Source organism: Streptomyces sp. CA-251247 (genome assembly GCF_050952975.1).
GTDB lineage: Bacteria > Actinomycetota > Actinomycetes > Streptomycetales > Streptomycetaceae > Streptomyces > Streptomyces achmelvichensis.
On record NZ_CP191861.1, the window covers coordinates 3,743,896 to 3,757,971 of the forward strand.

Consider the following 14,076-nt stretch of genomic DNA (forward strand, 5'->3'; position numbering starts at 1 on the left):
CCGGTGGGGGCGCGGGTCCGTCCGTCGGACGCGGCCCCGAGGGGCGCACCTACGCGTCGAGCGCCCGGCGCCACTCCTCGACGGCGGCGGGCGCCACCGGCCTCTCCCAGCCGTCCGGCCGCGCCGCCCCGCCGATGTGGAACGCCTCCACGCCCGCTTCCCGCAGCACCGGCAGATGCTCCAGCCGCAGCCCGCCGCCCACCAGGATCTGCGGCTCGTAGCCCGGTTCGCCCGACCTCCGGGCCTCCGACAGCAGGGTCGGCAGGCCGTCGTCGACCCCGTCGGGCGAGCCCGCGGTCAGATAGGTGTCGAGGCCCGGCAGATCCGCCAGTTGCTTGCGCAAGGAGTCCCGGTCGGCGGCGCGGTCGATCGCACGGTGAAAGGTCCAGCGACAGCCGGGCAGTTCGGCCATCAGCCGCTCCACCGTCACCAGGTCCGGGTTGCCGGCCTCATCGAGGAAGCCGAGCACGAACTGGTCCGCGCCCTCGGACCGCAGGCCGCCCGCCGCCCGTACGAGGGAGTCCACGTCGGCCGGCGAGCCCGCCGAGAAGCCGTCCGCGAGGCGGAGCATCACGCGCAGCGGAATGTCCACGGCGTCACGGATGCGGGCGAAGGTCTCCCGCGACGGGGTCAGCCCGTCCGCCGCCATGTCGGTGACCAACTCCAGCCGGTCCGCCCCTCCGGACTGCGCCGCGACCGCGTCCTGCGCGTCCAGAGCGATCACCTCCAGGACTGCACGGTTGCTCATGTGACCCCATCCTCCAGGGAGACGGCTCATATAGGTCTAGTCCAATGCCAGCGTAATGCGCATGTACCACGAAAGCAGCTGCGCCCGAGGATCCGCGTGCGACAAACCGCCGGCGCGGGGTGTGCATAACCGCATGAGGTACCCCATAGGGGCATGAGCCACCGGCCGGGCGGGGCGTGAGCCGTTGGTCACGCACCCGCGCGGGCCGGGTCTGCGACCGGCCGCCTCGTCCGAGGCTCAGCCGCCGAGGCCGCCGCTGCCGAACGAGCCGCTGTGCGCGTTCTTCCCGTGCTGGGGCCGCTCGTCGGGTCCCTTGCCGGTGCTGTGGGTGCTGTGCGTCCGCATGTTGTACGGAAGGAGCCGGTCGTCGCCCTTGTGCGGGAAGGTGTCGTCGTCCTCCTCGCGGACCTCCTCGATGTGCTCGCGGTGGTCCGGGGCCGTGGGCTGCTCCTCGGGGAGCGGCGGGACGAGCTGCTCCCGGCGCCTGCCGTCCCACCACATGGCTCCCGCCAGGAGACACACCAGGATGAGCCCGAAAACGATCATCACTGCGATCATGGCGTCTGCCTCCGCCTCACTGGTCCGACACACATGCCTTTGATCCCATTATCTCCCGGTATGACGACTTCACTCCGCGGCGGAGGCAGGAACGGCACAAGCCGCCGGTGGCAGCGCGCTGCGCGAGTCAGTCGAAGAAGACCAGTTCCTTCTCCGTCGCCCCCGTGAGCTCGTAGCGCGTCCCGGTCAGCGGGCGGGCCGCCACCAGGCGGACCAGGGTGGCCGCCGACCCGCTGTAGACGGCGGGCTCCGGGCTGTCGGAGCCGAGTACCAGCGGTGCGTCGTGCCCGTCGAGCCGGGCCAGCAGGGGCAGCGACTTGTGCGCCCGGGTCAGGGCGGCCAGCAGGGCCAGCGCATGGGCCATCCCCTCCCCCTCGTACGCCCCGGGCTCCCCGAGGGCCGCCCGCACATCACCGGCGTGCACCCACTCACCGAGGGCGATCTTGTCCAGCATCCCGTGTCCGGCGGCGGCCATGACCTCGCCCGCCTCGGCCATCCCGCGCTCCAACTCGTCGACGACGCGGGCGTTCGTCCAGTCCGCACGCTCGGCGATGTCGCGGTCGTTGGACGCGGGCGTGAAGACGCCCTCCTCGAAACGGTTGTCCACCACGCGCGTCAGCGCCGAGCTGCAGTGGGCCAGGACATGCCGCACGGTCCAGCCGGGGCAGCAGGTGCGGAGGGCGAAGTCGTCGTCGGGGCGGGCACGCAGCAGCGGGACGAGGGCGTCGCGCTCGGCGCGCAGCAACAGGCCGGGCAGCTCGGGATCGCGTACAGATTCCATGCGCACAGCCAACCGCATCGCGCCGAGCGCCTCCAGGGTCCGGGGCCGGGATCGGCCAGACCGGACGCGAAGGGCACGAACTACAGTCGGCACATGACCGCCGATCTCCGCGAACGCTGGACCGAGGCCCTGCTCGCCGCCCGCCGGGGCCCGTCCGCGGCGAGCGCACCGGACCCCCTGCCGTACGCCGAGAATCTGCTCGCACGCTGGGCCGAACCACAGCGCCGCTATCACTCCACCGCGCATCTGACCGCGGTCCTGGACCACATCGACACGCTCGCCGAGCACGCGGCCGACCCGGATCTCGTACGCCTCGCGGCCTGGTTCCACGACGCGGTGTACTTCCCCGACCGTTCGGAGAACGAGGAGCGTTCGGCCCGCCTCGCCGAACGCGCACTCCCCGAGGCCGGCCTCTCCCCCGAGGCGACCGCGGAGGTCGCCCGCCTGGTGCGGCTCACGGTCACCCATGCCCCGGACGACTCCGACGCCAACGGCGCGGTCCTGTGCGACGCGGACCTGGCGATCCTGGCCTCCGGCCCACAACCGTACGCCGCCTATGCCGCCGCGGTCCGCGAGGAGTACGGCTTCGTCCCCGAGGACGCCTTCCGTGCGGGCCGCGCGGCGGTGCTGCGCCAACTGCTGGAGCTGCCACGGCTGTTCCACACCCCGCACGGCGAACGTGTGTGGGAACCGGCCGCCCGCCGCAACCTCGGGACGGAGCTGGAGCTGCTCGGCGCCGCCGGCTGAGCGCCGAATCGGCAGAGCGGTCACGTCCGGCGGGAATGCAATCAGCGATACAGGTCGTTGCTGCTGTCATGCCCGAATCCGCCCAGCGCCGTTCCCGTATGCCCCTCGCCGTCTACATCCTGGGGCTGTCCGTCTTCGCGCTCGGCACGAGCGAGTTCATGCTCTCCGGGCTGTTGCCGCCCATCGCGGACGACATGAACGTCTCCATCCCCCGGGCCGGGCTGCTCATCTCGGCGTTCGCGATCGGCATGGTCGTCGGCGCGCCCCTGCTCGCGGTGGCCACCCTGCGGCTGCCCCGCAAGACGACGCTCGTCACCCTGATCTCGCTCTTCGGACTCGGCCAGATCGCGGGTGCCCTGGCACCGACGTACGAGATCCTCTTCGCGTCGCGGGTGATCAGCGCGCTCGCCTGCGCGGGCTTCTGGGCGGTGGGCGCCGCGGTCGCCATCGCGATGGTGCCGTTCACCTCGCGCGCCCGCGCCATGGGCGTGATGATCGGCGGGCTGTCCATAGCCAACGTCCTCGGCGTCCCGGCGGGCGCGTTCCTCGGGGAGCACCTGGGCTGGCGCTCCGCGTTCTGGGCCGTCGCCGCCGCCTCCGCGATCGCGCTGGCCGGTGTCGTCACCCTGATCCCGCGCATCCCGCTGCCCGACGAGAAGCCGCGGCTGCGGCGCGAGCTGTCGATCTACCGCGACCGTCAGGTCTGGCTGTCCGTGGCGATCACCGCACTCGCGGCGGGCGGTGTCTTCTGCGCGTTCTCCTACCTGGCGCCCCTGCTCACGGACGTCTCGGGTCTGGACGCCGGCTGGGTGCCGAGCGTGCTCGCCCTCTTCGGGATCGGCGCACTGATCGGGACAACGGTGGGCGGCCGGATCGCGGACGCGCACCTCTTCGGTGTGCTGCTGAGCGGCATCACCGCCTCGACGGTCCTGCTGGCCGCGCTGGCGCTGTTCGCGGCCGGCCCCGCGGCGACCGTCGTACTCACGCTGCTGCTCGGTTTCTCGGCCTTCTTCACGGCCCCGGCCCTCAACGCCCGCATGTTCAACGTCGCGGGCGCGGCGCCCACCCTGGCGGGCGCGACGACGACCGCCGCGTTCAACGTGGGCAACACCGGTGGCCCTTGGCTGGGCGGCACGGTGATCGACGCGGACTTCGGCTTCGCCTCCACGGCGTGGGCGGGCGCCGCGATGACGATCGCCGCGCTGGCGCTGGTCGGGATCTCTCTGCGTCTGCACGGCAGGTCGCGCGTGATCGCCTCCTCCCCGCGGCACGAGACGGCGGACGTGGCCGGCACCGTGCCCGGGGTCGGCGTCTGCCGCCCGACCGCCGACTGACGCGCCGGCGCGGGCACGCTCTTCCGGCTGCACGGCGGACGCCTGTGGTGACCGCGCGGCGGACACCCTTGGTGAGCCCCTCCGGCCGCACACCCTCGGCCCCTCCGGCCGTCAGACCGCGCGGCCCTTCGGCCGCCGCAGCCCCGCCCGCGTCAGCAGGCTGACCACCTCACGGCTCGACACCTGCACCGCGCCCGCCGCGACCGCGTCCCCGTACCGATGTGAGGGGACGTCGTAGTGATCCCGCTCGAAGGCGGTGGCCGGGCAGCCGATCGACTGCGCGAACGCGTGCAGCTCCGCGAAGGACACATCGCTGATCAGGTGCGACCACATACGGCCGTGGCCCGGCCACGTCGGCGGATCGATGTACACCGTCATGCCAGACCGCCGACCCGGGCCACGACCACGCCCGCCTTGCCGCAGACCCAGTGCGGGTCCGCGCCCAGCTCCGGCTCGACGTCGAGGGCGTGCGGGTCACCGGCGTCGCAGACCGGGCACAGCGGCCAGCGGCCGTACCGCTCCAGGAGCGCGTCCTGGACGTCCTGTGCCACCAGACCGGCGACGTACTCGACGCCCTCCGGCCACTGCTCCACCCACCAGCGGCGGTGGGTCACGGCCTCCTCGACCAGGGACACCACCGCGGCGTCGGCCACATCGCGGGCGGCCAGGTCGGCGAGGACCAGGGAGCGCGCCGTGTGCAGGGCCTGCTCGATCGGGTTGGCGTCGTCCATGCAGACATTGTCACCCAACCGGCCCTGCGTCCGGAGGCCCGGTGTGACGCATCCGCCCAGCTCTCCGCTGCGGAGGGGGGTTGACGCCCGGCGAAAAGCGAAAATATCTTTCAGAGGTGACCAATCCAGTGAAGGAAATTTTCAGCGGCGACGCTCCGCCCGCCCCCGCCGCCCTCGCGGCGAAGGTGCGGACGCTCACGCCGTCCATGACCCGCTCCATGCAGCGGGTCGCCGCAGCCGTCGCCGAGGACCCGGCGGGCTGCGCGGCCCTCACGGTCACCGGCCTCGCCGAGCTCACGGGCACCAGCGAGGCCACCGTGGTGCGCACCGCGCGTCTCCTCGGCTACCCCGGATACCGCGACCTGCGCCTCGCGCTGGCCGGCCTGGCCGCCCACCAGCAGTCCGGCCGCGCCCCCAGCGTCACCGCGGACATCGCCGTCGACGACCCCATCGCCGACGTCGTCACCAAGCTGGCGTACGACGAGCAGCAGACCCTCGCGGACACCGCCGCCGGGCTCGACACCGTCCAGCTGGGCGCGGCCGTCTCCGCCGCGGCCACCGCACGCCGCATCGACATCTACGGCGTCGGCGCGTCTTCGCTCGTCGGCATGGACCTCGCCCAGAAGCTGCTGCGCATCGGCCTGATCGCCCACGCCCACAGCGACCCGCACCTCGCCGTCACCAACGCCGTGCAGCTGCGCTCCGGCGACGTGGCCATCGCGATCACCCACTCGGGCTCCACCGGCGACGTGATCGAGCCGCTGCGGGTCGCCTTCGACCGCGGGGCGACCACCGTCGCCATCACCGGCCGCCCGGACGGACCCGTCTCGCAGTACGCCGACCACGTACTGACCACGTCCACCGCGCGCGAGAGCGAGCTGCGCCCGGCCGCGATGTCCTCGCGCACCAGTCAGCTCCTCGTCGTCGACTGCCTGTTCATAGGCGTCGCGCAGCGCACGTACGAGACGGCGGCCCCTGCCCTCGCCGCCTCCTACGAGGCTCTCGCGCACCGGCACAGCCCGCGCTCCCGCTGATCAGCCCCCCTCATGAGAAAGCCGAGCCGCACCTCCATGACCTCCACGTCGCCCGCATACGGCGAACTCCGCGCTCAGCTGGCCACGCTCACCACCGAAGCGTTCCGGCCGGAGCTCGCCGACATCGACCAGCAGCCCACCCTCGAGATCGCCCGCATCATGAACGGCGAGGACCGCACCGTCCCCGACGCGGTCGCCGCCCAGCTGCCGCGGATCGCCGCCGCCATCGACGCCACCGCGGAGCGCATGTCCCGCGGCGGCCGGCTGGTGTACGCGGGCGCGGGCACGGCCGGCCGGCTCGGCGTGCTGGACGCCAGCGAGTGCCCGCCCACCTTCAACACCGACCCCTCCGAGGTGCTGGGCCTGATCGCGGGCGGCCCCTCCGCCATGGTCAAGGCCGTCGAGGGCGCGGAGGACAGCAAGGAGCTGGCCGCCGCCGATCTGGACGGCCTCCGGCTGACCGCCGACGACACCGTCGTGGGGATCTCCGCGTCGGGCCGCACCCCGTACGCCATCGGCGCGGTCGAGCACGCGCGCGCCCTCGGCGCGCTGACCGTCGGACTCTCCTGCAACGCGGACAGCGCGCTCGCCGCGGCCGCCGACCACGGCATCGAGGTCGTCGTCGGACCCGAACTGCTCACCGGTTCGACCCGGCTGAAGGCCGGTACGGCGCAGAAGCTCGTCCTCAACATGATCTCGACGATCACCATGATCCGGCTCGGCAAGACGTACGGAAACCTCATGGTCGACGTCCGCGCCTCCAACGAGAAGCTGCGGGCCCGCTCGCGGCGGATCGTGGCGCTCGCCACCGAAGCGGCCGACGAGGAGATCGAGGCGGCGCTGGCCGCCACGGACGGCGAGGTCAAGGAGGCGATCCTGACCATCCTGGCCGGTGTGGACGCCGCCACGGCCCGCCGCCTCCTCACGGAATCCCGGGGCCACCTCCGGGCCGCACTGCAGTCCGCTCTCTGATCCGCCCTTCCCCCGCTCGTCCCCCACCCCCGCACAGCAAGGCACTCGCACCATGAGCACGATCGATCACAAGGCGACGGCGGCAGCGATCCTCCCCCTCGTCGGAGGCGCCGCCAACGTCACGTCCGTGGCCCACTGCATGACCCGTCTCCGCCTCGGTCTGCGCGACCGTTCCCTCGTCCGGGACGAGGAACTCACCGCGCTGCCCGCCGTCATGGGGGTGGTCGACGACGACACCTACCAGATCGTCCTGGGCCCGGGCACCGTCGCCCGCGTCACCCCCGAGTTCGAGGCGCTGATCGCGGAGGCGCCCGTCACCGCGGAAGCCCTCGCCGACCGGGGCGCGGCCATCAGGGCAGAACGGAAGTCGCGCAACGCCACCCCCTTCAAGCTCTTCCTGCGGAAGATCGCGAACATCTTCGTCCCGCTGATCCCCGCCCTCATCGGCTGCGGCATCATCGCCGGCCTCAACGGCCTGCTCATCAACCTGGGTTGGCTGCCGTCCGTCACCCCCGCACTCGCCGCCATGGCGAGCGGCTTCATGGCCCTGATCGCGGTCTTCGTCGGCTACAACACCGCGAAGGAGTTCGGCGGAACCCCGATCCTCGGCGGCGCGGTCGCCGCGATCATCGTCTTCCCCGGCGTCGCCAACATCGAGGCCTTCGGCCAGAAGCTCTCCCCCGGCCAGGGCGGAGTGCTGGGCGCTCTCGCCGCGGCGATCCTCGCGGTGTACGTCGAGAAGTGGTGCCGTCGCGTGGTGCCGGCCTCCCTCGACGTCCTGGTCACCCCGACGCTGACCGTCCTCGTCTCCGGCCTGGTCACCATCTTCGGCCTGATGTTCGTGGCCGGTGAGATCTCCACGGCCATCGGCGACTTCGCCAACTGGCTGCTGGCCAGCGGCGGAGCGGGTGCCGGCTTCGTCCTCGGCGGACTCTTCCTCCCGCTGGTGATGCTCGGCCTCCACCAGGCGCTCATCCCCATCCACGCCACGCTCATCGAGCAGCAGGGCTTCACCGTCCTGCTCCCCATCCTGGCGATGGCGGGCGCGGGCCAGGTCGGCGCGGCGGTCGCCGTGTACGCCCGTCTCCCGCACAACACCTCGATCCGCAACACCATCAAGTCCGCACTCCCCGCGGGTGTCCTGGGTGTCGGCGAGCCCCTGATCTACGGCGTCTCGCTCCCGCTGGGCCGCCCGTTCATCACGGCCTGCGTCGGCGGCGCGTTCGGCGGAGGCTTCGTGGGCCTGTTCAACATGCTGGGCGACAAGGTCGGTTCGACGGCCATCGGCCCGTCGGGCTGGGCCCTGTTCCCGCTGGTGGACGGAAACAAGGGCCTGGGCGAGACGATCGCGATCTACGCGGGAGGCCTGCTGGCCGGGTACGCGGTGGGCTTCCTGGCGACGTACTGGTTCGGCTTCACGCAGCAGATGCTGACGGACCTGAACACGGCGCCGGCGGAGGATGCGCCGGACGCCAAGCAGCGGGAGTTCAGCCCGGCGGGCGTCTGACGACATCCAGCCCCGCCGGCGTTTGAGGCGCGGGGTCCGGGGCAGCGCCCCGGCGAACCACCCGCACCCTTCGTCGCCCCGCACACCCCGCGGGCGTGTCCTCAATCGCCGGACGGGCTGGAATTGCCTGACCCGCACACCCAGCCCGGCCGGAAACCTCACCCCGCTCCCGCCTGCTCCTTGATCGTCACCCGCCCCTGACGGATCACCGCCACCCGCCTCGCCCGCCCCGCCAGCGCCGAGTCGTGCGTGACCATCACGAAGGTGAAGGCGTGTTCCTGCCACAGGGACTCCAGCACCTCCATGATCTCGTCCCGCATCGACTCGTCGAGGTTCCCGGTGGGCTCGTCCGCCAGCAGCACCGCAGGCCGCTTGACCAGCGCGCGGGCGATCGCGACCCGCTGCTGCTGACCGCCCGACAATTCACCCGGCAGATGTCTCAGTCGCTCGCCGAGCCCCACCGAGCCGAGCGCCTCCGCGGCCCGCTCACGCCGCTCGGCCGTCTTCAGGCCGAGCGGCACCAGCGCGGTCTCCACGTTCTCCTGGGCCGTGAGCGTGGGAATCAGGTTGAAGCTCTGGAAGACGAACCCGATCTTCTCCGCACGGACCCGGGTCAGCCGCGCCTCGGGCAGGCTCGCGAGATCCGTCCCGTCCAGGATCACGCTGCCCTCCGACGGCCGGTCCAGGCCGCCGAGCATCTGCAGCAGCGTGGACTTGCCGCCGCCGGTCGGGCCCTGGATCACCAGCCGCCCGCCGTCCTCGATGGTGAGGTCCACGCCGGCCAGTGCGTGCACCGTGTCCTTGCCCCGCCGGTAGCGCTTGGTGACGCCACTGAGCTCGTACATCGTCAACTCCTGTTGCACATGGATGAGTAAGGCTGCTGCGGTCGCCGCGTCACTCGACGCGGCGCAGCGCGTCGGCGGGGCGGAGCCGGGACGCGCGCCAGCCACCGAAGCCCCCGGCCACGAGTCCTCCCGCCACCGCGAGAGCGACGGCGAGACCGATCGTGGTCAGCGAGACCGGCGCGGTGAGCGCGATGTCGAGCGCCCGGGACGTGGCGCCGGGCCCGCCCTGTCCCGCCTGAGCGGCTCCGAACATCCGGCCGCCGCCGCCGCCCGCCCCGCCGCTACCGCCGCCGAGCTGTGCGGTCAGCGTCGGGCTGAAGGTCGTGATCAGCCAGGCTCCCGCCAGACCGAGCGCGATGCCGAGCGCGCCGCCGAACAGCCCGTTGGCCAGGGCCTCCCCGGCCACCTGCCGGGTCACCCAGCCGCTCTTCCACCCCAGGGCCTTCAGCGTCCCGAACTCCCGCACCCGCCGGCTCACCGCGGACGAGGTCAGCAGTCCGGCGACCAGGAACGCGGCGACGAGCACCAGGATCGACAGCCACTTGCCGACCCCCGAGGCGAGGTCGGACGCGGTGGACAGGGACCCGGAGACGGTGTCGGCCAGATCGGCCGACGTCGTCACGGTCGTCCCCGAGATGTTCTTCTGGATGGTCTGCTTCACCGCGTCGATCTGCTGCGAGTCCTTCGCCTGGACATAGACCGTGGTGACCTTGTCCTTGGCGCCGGCGAGCGACTGCGCCTGGGTGAGCGGCAGATACACGTTGGCCGCGGCGTCCCCGCTGTCGGCCGTCGCGATACCGATGACCTGGTACGGGGTCTTGGAGATGGTGAGGGTCTCTCCGACGCCGAGGCTCTTCTCCTTGGCGTACGCGCTGTCGAGCACGACGACCTTGGCGTTGGTCTCCGTCGCCTTGAACGTACGCCCGGAGGTGATCTTCGACGAGGTCAGCGGGCCGAGGTCCTGCTGGGTGACGTCCGTGCCGTACGCGGTGTACGAGTCGACGTCGAAGGCAGCACCGCCGCCCTGCACTTCGCCGCCACCGCCGCCGGTGCCGCCACCCGGTCCGCCCTGCCGGGGCTGCGCGGGAGCGGCCTCCCCGCGCCGGAACTGCCCGTTGACCTTCATGACCCGCACGCTGAGGCCGCCCACGGCGTCCCCCACGCCGTCCTGCTTGCCGACCTGCGCGACGGTCGACGAGGCGAGCGTCTCGAAGCCCTGGACCATCACCAGGTCCCGCGCCTGCTCGGCGGTGTCGTCGTTGTCCTGTGCGTCGAACTCGAACCGGGGTCGCGTCGTCTCGCCCTCCCCGGGCGGCGCGGCGGCCTTGGTGACGGTCATGTCCGTGCCCAGTCCGTACAGCGATTCCAGGACCTTGTCCTGCGCGCGATTCATCCCGGACGAGACCGAGTTGACCACGATGACCAGCGCGATTCCGAGAGCGAGTCCCGAAGCGACGACGAGCGCCGCTTTTCTGCGGCGGCGCAGTTCGCGCCGGAGGTAGGTGAAGAACATGGCTGGAAGTTAGGCGGGTGGCGTGATGGCCGGTTAAGTGCGCGGTGAGAGAAGCATGAGAACCCCTGCGCCGCCCTCACCACCCGTTCACGGCAGTCGGCCCTCCGCGTTGAGCTGCCGCACCCGCGCCCTCAGCACCTCGCCGGGCGGCGCCGGCCGTACGTCCTCGGGCGGGCAGTCCCACTCCCGCCCGCCCCCCACGGGCCGCAGCTGCACACAGGTGCCGACGCGCCCCATGACCAGCCCCACGCGGCCGTCACGGACATCGACGGCGTACGCGCCCGCCTCCGGCACCTGCGCGCTCACTTCTCCAGCCCCTGAAGCACCGCCGCCAGCCGCAGCGCGGTGTCGAGGTTGCAACGCCCCAGCTCCACCAGGGGATACGGCGCCGAACCCGCCAGCGACACCAGATCGACCCGCAGCGACGGCAGCGTCACCGACACCACATCGAGGCCCTGCCGCAACTGGGCCACCACCTCCTCGGCGGCCCGCAGCCGCTCCGCCGAACGCACCACCATGACCAGGCACCTCCACACTCAGTGTTCGCTTTCCTCACCCAGCGTGTCCGTCACTGGCTAGCCTGAACAGTGACGGCGGCCCAACAACGCGACCTGTCAGCCAGGGAGTTGCCTTGCCAGGACCCAAGGATCTCGATCCCTCCTCATCCCCCCGCGCCCTGCTGGGCGCCGAACTGCGCCACGCACGTGATCAAGCGGGGCTCACCCAGGACGAGTTGGGCAGACCACTGTTCGTCAGCGGTTCGTACATCGGCCAGATGGAGGCGGGTACGCGCCGGATGCTGCCCGAGTACGCGCACCAGATAGACGAGATCCTCGGGACGAACGGGTTCTTCACCCGCAACTGCGAGGTGTCCAACAAGTCGCGCTACCCCGCGCAGTTCACGGAGGCGGTCGAGGCCGAGGCGCTGGCGCATACGATCAAGCAGTACGTGCCGCTGCTGGTGCCCGGGCTGCTTCAGACCAAGAAGTACGCGACTGCGGTGTTCCGCGCCTATCGCCCTACGGCTCTGGACTCGGAGATCGACGAGGGGGTCGACGCACGACTGGATCGGACCCGCCTGCTTGACGATCCAACAACGCCCGAGTTGTGGGTTGTCCTGGACGAAGCAGCCTTGGCCCGTCCGGTCGGCGGGCCGACAGCAATGACCGAGATCCTGGGACACGTGCAGGCGCTGATCGAGCGCCACAGGATCATCGCGCAGGTTCTGCCGTTCAGTGCGGGTGCCCACGCGGCGTTGGACGGTGGGGTCAAACTCATGTACTTCCACGATGCTCCGGCGTTGTCCTACATCGACGGCCCGGGCGTGGGGCAGTTGTTGGACGATCCGGCTTCCGTCGCCCGCCATGAGCTGACCTACGATCTACTCAGGGCCAACGCATTGTCACCAGAAGCGTCCTTGGCTCTGATCCGGTCAGTGGCGGAGGATTACGCACATGACAATCAGCAGCGATGACCACGATCTGAGCGCCACCGCCTGGCGCAAGTCCACCTACAGCGGCGGAGACGGCGCGGACTGCCTCGAAGTCGCCGACAGCACGCCCGGCATCGTTCCCGTACGTGACTCCAAGAACAACGGCGGCCCCGAACTCGTGTTCAGAGCCGCCGCCTGGTCCGCCTTCGTCGCCGGTCTGCAGCGCGACTAGCAGGCCTTGTCGCGGGCCGGGCGTTCACCGGTGAGCAGGAAGGTGGTCACGGCGTCGTCCCCGCAGGCGTTGCCGTTGGCGACGTAGGCACCGTGGCCCACGGTGTCGACCGTGACCATCCGGGCCCGCGCGCCGAACGCCTCGCGCATCTTCAGCGCACCGGCGAGCGGCGTGGAGGGGTCACGCCGGGTCTGGATCATGAGGACGTTCGAGGGGCCGCCGTCCGGGGTGATGCGGGTGGGCCGCTCGCGCGGCTTGTCCTTCCAGAAGGCGCACAGCCAGATGTTCCTGGGCATGCCCGCGGTGAGGGGGTACTGCTCGCGGCTCCTGGCGACGTCACGGGCGTAGGGGGCCGGGTCGGTGGCCGGCCAGGCGTCGACGTCGTTGCAGATGGTGGCGCCGGTGACGGCGACCGAGTTCTGCATGACCTGGTCCGGGGGCGTGTTCGCGGCGGGCAGTTCGCGTCCGTCGCGGGCGGCGGCCATCAGCTTGGCCAGCGCGGGGAACCGCGTGACGGAGTAGAGGCTGTCCAGCAGGGTCTGCCGCAGGACGTTGCCGTTGAGTTCCGCCGGGTTGGCGCCGGGCCACGGGATGGGTGCGTGGTCGAGGCGGGTGGCGAGCGCGAGGAACATCGGCCGGACCTCGGCAGGCGTTTCGGCGAGGCGGTCGGGGTTGGCGGGGTCCGCGGCCCAGGCGGCGAAATCGGGGAAGGCGTCCTCGATGGCGATCTCGTAGTTGGCGAGCCAGCCCCGGGCCACCCGCTTCGGGTCGGGGTCGCCGCTGCTGTCCAGGACCCAGCGGTCGGTGCGGTGGGGGAACATCTGGGCGTAGACGGCTCCCACGTATGTCCCGTAGGACAAGCCCCAGGCGGACAGCCTGCGCTCTCCGAGTGCCTGCCGGATGCGGTCGATGTCCCGGGCCTCGTTGCGGGTGCTGATGCTGCGCATCACCTCGCCCCCGTTCGTGGCGCAGGCGGCGGCGAGGCGTCGGGCGGTCTCGGTGTTCTTGTCGATGCTGCCGTCCGCGGCGGGCCATCCCCTGACGTTCACCAGGGCGAGGTCGTCGTGGGTGAGACCGCAGCTCACCGGTGTGCTGCGGCCGACGCCGCGCGGGTCGAAGCCCACGATGTCGTAGGCGTCGCGCACCGACGCGGGCAGCTTCTTCCCCTTGCCCGACGGGTCGTTGATGCTGGAGCCGCCCGGTCCTCCGGGGATGATCAGAAGGGTGCCGCGTCGTCTGTCGGGGTTCTCGCTGCGGATGCGGGAGACGGCGAGGGTGATCTGCGGCCCGCGGGGCTTCGCGTGGTCGAGGGGTACGGAGATGTCCGCGCACTCCTGGCGCGGGTCGAGTCCCGTGCCGGTGCATTTCTCCCAGCGGACTGCCGGGTCCGGTTGGGGAGTTGAGGCCGACGCGGGCGCCGGGAGAGCGAGGAGCGTCGTCGCCAGGACCGGGAGGGTGAGCGCCGCCGCGGTGAAGCCGGATGTCGTACTGCCGAGGATTCGCATGTGATGACCCTCGCGGAACGGGCGCCCGGCTCCCACGGTGCCTCCTGGCCTGTTCCCAGGGGGGTTTGCCCCACCCGGCCGGTAGGGGCAGCGGCTGAGGGACATCGGGCGGGCCGAGGCGCCCACAACACGCCCGA

General features: G+C 71.7%; 17 protein-coding genes. 7 read left to right on the forward strand and 10 right to left on the reverse strand.

Annotated features, from left to right (window positions below; all coding sequences use genetic code 11):
* Positions 1–49 precede the first annotated feature (49 nt).
* The 3 genes from ACQPWZ_RS16290 to ACQPWZ_RS16300 form a co-directional block, all read right to left on the reverse strand.
* Positions 50–748: a copper homeostasis protein CutC gene (locus ACQPWZ_RS16290; RefSeq protein WP_340473797.1), complete on the reverse strand. Its 699-nt coding sequence runs from the start codon at positions 746–748 to the stop codon at positions 50–52.
* 237 nt (positions 749–985) lie between these two features.
* Positions 986–1,306: a DUF6479 family protein gene (locus ACQPWZ_RS16295; RefSeq protein WP_405570710.1), complete on the reverse strand. Its 321-nt coding sequence runs from the start codon at positions 1,304–1,306 to the stop codon at positions 986–988.
* A 127-nt stretch (positions 1,307–1,433) separates the two neighbouring features.
* Positions 1,434–2,087 carry a maleylpyruvate isomerase family mycothiol-dependent enzyme gene (locus ACQPWZ_RS16300; protein ID WP_433571708.1) on the reverse strand — a complete coding sequence of 218 codons (654 nt, stop codon included), beginning with the start codon at positions 2,085–2,087 and terminating at the stop codon, positions 1,434–1,436.
* Between the two features lie 93 nt (positions 2,088–2,180).
* On the opposite strand from ACQPWZ_RS16300, the gene ACQPWZ_RS16305 reads away from it, so the two are divergent.
* Positions 2,181–2,834 carry an HD domain-containing protein gene (locus ACQPWZ_RS16305; RefSeq protein ID WP_340473801.1) on the forward strand — a complete coding sequence of 218 codons (654 nt, stop codon included), beginning with the start codon at positions 2,181–2,183 and terminating at the stop codon, positions 2,832–2,834.
* A 98-nt stretch (positions 2,835–2,932) separates the two neighbouring features.
* Positions 2,933–4,168: a Cmx/CmrA family chloramphenicol efflux MFS transporter gene (locus ACQPWZ_RS16310; RefSeq protein WP_433573830.1), complete on the forward strand. Its 1,236-nt coding sequence runs from the start codon at positions 2,933–2,935 to the stop codon at positions 4,166–4,168.
* A 111-nt stretch (positions 4,169–4,279) separates the two neighbouring features.
* On the opposite strand, the gene ACQPWZ_RS16315 is transcribed toward ACQPWZ_RS16310, so the two are convergent.
* Both ACQPWZ_RS16315 and ACQPWZ_RS16320 read right to left on the reverse strand, forming a co-directional pair.
* A complete protein-coding gene (locus ACQPWZ_RS16315; RefSeq protein WP_340473802.1) occupies positions 4,280–4,546 on the reverse strand; it encodes a DUF4031 domain-containing protein in 267 nt (88 codons plus the stop codon).
* On the reverse strand, positions 4,543–4,899 hold the full coding sequence (locus tag ACQPWZ_RS16320; protein WP_313945629.1) for a hypothetical protein: 357 nt from the start codon (positions 4,897–4,899) through the stop codon (positions 4,543–4,545). Before ACQPWZ_RS16320 ends, ACQPWZ_RS16315 begins: the two co-directional genes overlap by 4 nt.
* A 116-nt stretch (positions 4,900–5,015) precedes the next feature.
* Between ACQPWZ_RS16320 and ACQPWZ_RS16325 the strand changes: the two genes are divergently transcribed.
* The 3 genes from ACQPWZ_RS16325 to ACQPWZ_RS16335 are packed head-to-tail and all read left to right on the forward strand — an operon-like array spanning position 5,016 to position 8,412.
* Positions 5,016–5,933, forward strand: a complete 918-nt coding sequence (locus ACQPWZ_RS16325; RefSeq protein WP_356703947.1) for a MurR/RpiR family transcriptional regulator — start codon at positions 5,016–5,018, stop codon at positions 5,931–5,933.
* A 12-nt stretch (positions 5,934–5,945) separates the two neighbouring features.
* Positions 5,946–6,905, forward strand: a complete 960-nt coding sequence (murQ, locus tag ACQPWZ_RS16330; protein WP_405570715.1) for an N-acetylmuramic acid 6-phosphate etherase — start codon at positions 5,946–5,948, stop codon at positions 6,903–6,905.
* Positions 6,906–6,957: 52 nt separating this feature from the next.
* Positions 6,958–8,412 (forward strand): PTS transporter subunit EIIC, encoded by a 1,455-nt coding sequence (locus ACQPWZ_RS16335; protein WP_340473806.1) that lies wholly within the window; start codon positions 6,958–6,960, stop codon positions 8,410–8,412.
* 158 nt (positions 8,413–8,570) lie between these two features.
* Here ACQPWZ_RS16335 and ACQPWZ_RS16340 read toward each other — a convergent pair whose 3' ends face one another.
* The 4 genes from ACQPWZ_RS16340 to ACQPWZ_RS16355 all read right to left on the reverse strand — a co-directional run bounded on the left by ACQPWZ_RS16340 (position 8,571) and on the right by ACQPWZ_RS16355 (position 11,288).
* Complete coding sequence (locus ACQPWZ_RS16340; protein ID WP_356703950.1) at positions 8,571–9,257, reverse strand: ABC transporter ATP-binding protein; 687 nt, start codon at positions 9,255–9,257, stop codon at positions 8,571–8,573.
* A 49-nt stretch (positions 9,258–9,306) separates the two neighbouring features.
* Positions 9,307–10,770: an ABC transporter permease gene (locus ACQPWZ_RS16345; protein ID WP_433571709.1), complete on the reverse strand. Its 1,464-nt coding sequence runs from the start codon at positions 10,768–10,770 to the stop codon at positions 9,307–9,309.
* An 87-nt stretch (positions 10,771–10,857) separates the two neighbouring features.
* Positions 10,858–11,076, reverse strand: coding sequence for a hypothetical protein (locus ACQPWZ_RS16350; RefSeq protein WP_340478193.1), 219 nt, complete (start codon positions 11,074–11,076; stop codon positions 10,858–10,860).
* Positions 11,073–11,288 carry a hypothetical protein gene (locus tag ACQPWZ_RS16355; protein ID WP_340473809.1) on the reverse strand — a complete coding sequence of 72 codons (216 nt, stop codon included), beginning with the start codon at positions 11,286–11,288 and terminating at the stop codon, positions 11,073–11,075. The genes ACQPWZ_RS16350 and ACQPWZ_RS16355 overlap by 4 nt, the downstream gene beginning before the upstream one ends.
* A gap of 113 nt (positions 11,289–11,401) precedes the next feature.
* On the opposite strand from ACQPWZ_RS16355, the gene ACQPWZ_RS16360 reads away from it, so the two are divergent.
* Together ACQPWZ_RS16360 and ACQPWZ_RS16365 are read left to right on the forward strand one after the other, a co-directional pair.
* Complete coding sequence (locus tag ACQPWZ_RS16360; protein ID WP_433571710.1) at positions 11,402–12,244, forward strand: helix-turn-helix domain-containing protein; 843 nt, start codon at positions 11,402–11,404, stop codon at positions 12,242–12,244.
* Entirely contained in the window at positions 12,225–12,434 is a 210-nt protein-coding gene (locus ACQPWZ_RS16365; protein ID WP_433571711.1) for a DUF397 domain-containing protein, read from the forward strand. Before ACQPWZ_RS16360 ends, ACQPWZ_RS16365 begins: the two co-directional genes overlap by 20 nt.
* Here the strand turns inward: ACQPWZ_RS16365 and ACQPWZ_RS16370 are convergent.
* Positions 12,431–13,939 (reverse strand): alpha/beta hydrolase, encoded by a 1,509-nt coding sequence (locus tag ACQPWZ_RS16370; protein WP_405570729.1) that lies wholly within the window; start codon positions 13,937–13,939, stop codon positions 12,431–12,433. The two genes, ACQPWZ_RS16365 and ACQPWZ_RS16370, sit on opposite strands and share 4 nt — an antisense overlap.
* Positions 13,940–14,076: the final 137 nt, after the last annotated feature.

Coding starts and splice junctions, on each gene's coding strand:
- ACQPWZ_RS16305 (WP_340473801.1), top strand. CDS start 2,181: ATGACCGCCGATCTCCGCGAACGCTGGACCGAGGCCCTGCTCGCCGCC.
- ACQPWZ_RS16315 (WP_340473802.1), bottom strand. CDS start 4,546: ATGACGGTGTACATCGATCCGCCGACGTGGCCGGGCCACGGCCGTATG.
- ACQPWZ_RS16370 (WP_405570729.1), bottom strand. CDS start 13,939: ATGCGAATCCTCGGCAGTACGACATCCGGCTTCACCGCGGCGGCGCTC.
- ACQPWZ_RS16290 (WP_340473797.1), bottom strand. CDS start 748: ATGAGCAACCGTGCAGTCCTGGAGGTGATCGCTCTGGACGCGCAGGAC.
- ACQPWZ_RS16340 (WP_356703950.1), bottom strand. CDS start 9,257: ATGTACGAGCTCAGTGGCGTCACCAAGCGCTACCGGCGGGGCAAGGAC.
- ACQPWZ_RS16295 (WP_405570710.1), bottom strand. CDS start 1,306: ATGATCGCAGTGATGATCGTTTTCGGGCTCATCCTGGTGTGTCTCCTG.
- ACQPWZ_RS16355 (WP_340473809.1), bottom strand. CDS start 11,288: ATGGTGGTGCGTTCGGCGGAGCGGCTGCGGGCCGCCGAGGAGGTGGTG.
- murQ (WP_405570715.1), top strand. CDS start 5,946: ATGAGAAAGCCGAGCCGCACCTCCATGACCTCCACGTCGCCCGCATAC.
- ACQPWZ_RS16310 (WP_433573830.1), top strand. CDS start 2,933: ATGCCCCTCGCCGTCTACATCCTGGGGCTGTCCGTCTTCGCGCTCGGC.
- ACQPWZ_RS16335 (WP_340473806.1), top strand. CDS start 6,958: ATGAGCACGATCGATCACAAGGCGACGGCGGCAGCGATCCTCCCCCTC.
- ACQPWZ_RS16300 (WP_433571708.1), bottom strand. CDS start 2,087: ATGGAATCTGTACGCGATCCCGAGCTGCCCGGCCTGTTGCTGCGCGCC.
- ACQPWZ_RS16365 (WP_433571711.1), top strand. CDS start 12,225: ATGACAATCAGCAGCGATGACCACGATCTGAGCGCCACCGCCTGGCGC.
- ACQPWZ_RS16345 (WP_433571709.1), bottom strand. CDS start 10,770: ATGTTCTTCACCTACCTCCGGCGCGAACTGCGCCGCCGCAGAAAAGCG.
- ACQPWZ_RS16320 (WP_313945629.1), bottom strand. CDS start 4,899: ATGGACGACGCCAACCCGATCGAGCAGGCCCTGCACACGGCGCGCTCC.